2 pseudogenes are annotated in these 1,630 nt (G+C 41.8%); both read right to left on the bottom strand.

Annotated elements, in window-relative coordinates:
* Positions 1–91: 91 nt before the first annotated feature.
* A pseudogene (locus PSI17_RS16740) lies at positions 92–1,129 on the bottom strand (IS630 family transposase).
* Between the two features lie 111 nt (positions 1,130–1,240).
* Positions 1,241–1,630: pseudogene (locus PSI17_RS16735) on the bottom strand (hypothetical protein); the annotation flags it as partial.

Here is a 1,630-nt window from a genome sequence, read left to right as displayed (position 1 = left end):
GGCGCTGATTTTAAAATATACCGACTATTACAATCGGGTATTAGCCAAACCTTTTAAATGGCTTTACCGTGGGAAAACAGTATATACCAATCTAACTTGAAGATGCAGGTTTTAAAATCTGAAAGTTGTCAGTAAGTCGAGTCGTGAGTTCTTTTGCTTTTTCTGGCAAAGTGGCATGAAAAAAGTGACGTAGGGTTTCACGGAATGTCTTCGCATCCGGAAAATAAACATTGTTACGTACTTGCTCATTCATATACTTCCACAATCACTCTATCGGATTGAGGTTCGGGCTGTAAGGCGGTAGGTAATGCAATTCAATATTAAGGACATACGCAATCTCTTTCACCAATTCTGCTCGGTGGTAACCCGCTCCATCCAGAATAATATGGATTTTTTGCGAAAGCGGGTAAGTTTCCCGGAGCGCCCCGAAGAAATACGCGATGTTTTCGGCATTGATACTCGGATATTCACGGATCACGGTGTCTTCAATTCGTTGTAAATTGAGGGCACCCAAAATATTGAGACGGGTACGACTGCCGGTGGTTTCGACCACTTTTACCTGATTTTTTCCTGCTTTCATCCAACCATAGCTGAGCTTTGTGGACTGTGAAGGATGCACCGCATCAATAAATAGAATAGGTTCATTCTGACCCGCCCGGTCTTTCAGAGACCGGTAGTCATCAATAAATTGTTGCTGTTTATCCGCATCGAATTTATGAGGAACGCCCTTTGGTTTTTTGTAGCTGAAACCTTGGCGGTGAAGCCATTTCGTCATTCCGCCCACGCTGAAAGACACCTGCCAACGTGCTCGGACATAGGCCACAATTTGAGCGGTCGTATGCAGCAAATTTGCCGTCAAATAATCAATCAGGTCGGCGGTTTGTTTGGCAGAGAGATGGCTTTCAGAACCACCATTTTCGGGGGTAAGTTTTTCCTGCGCGATGAAATCTTTTAGGTGACGGCTTACCGTACTTTCATGGATACGTAAGGCTTGGGCAATCATCTGAGATGTCCAGCCCTCTGATGCCAAAAGAACGGCCTTGATGCGATCACAGACTCGACTATCACGAGTGGTATCATGCATCAATTCGAGGGCACGTTTTTGTTCTGGTGTCAGATGAATTTTCATGGTTGCAACCATGATCTGGTTTGGATAAGAAATCAAGCATCTTCAAAGGCGATTGGTATATACCCAATCATCATGCTGTTCAATAATCCTTTACAAAACGCCAACAGCCCTCTAGAAATATAATTCTATAGGCAAGCTAGAATTAAAAGCTTCCTCAATTTCAGGCTTTGGTGTGTATAGTCTCCACATTCTTTCTCCTTCCTCACTCTCCCAAGGTGGGAAAGTGGGGTGACCATTCAACCAAAATTGAATTTTTTTTTGCACGTTAATATTTTTCCTGTTCCTATATATCCATCTCAGTTCATGTGAAGTTATATCATGTGGAGCGCCAGGATATCTTCTTTTATGCACTACATATTTCATATCTATGTTATCAAGAATAAAATGTACGCTATTATTTTTTACTAGGTTAGTATTGTCATTGCTCATGGTTATCCAAGATAATCCTGCCTTACATTTTCTTGAAAATAAAGTACCTTTACTTTCGGGGGTAGGTTTAAA

This window comes from Xenorhabdus sp. IM139775 (genome assembly GCF_028598745.1).
Taxonomy (GTDB): domain Bacteria; phylum Pseudomonadota; class Gammaproteobacteria; order Enterobacterales; family Enterobacteriaceae; genus Xenorhabdus.
This window is presented reverse-complemented; position numbering and strand designations above follow the sequence as displayed.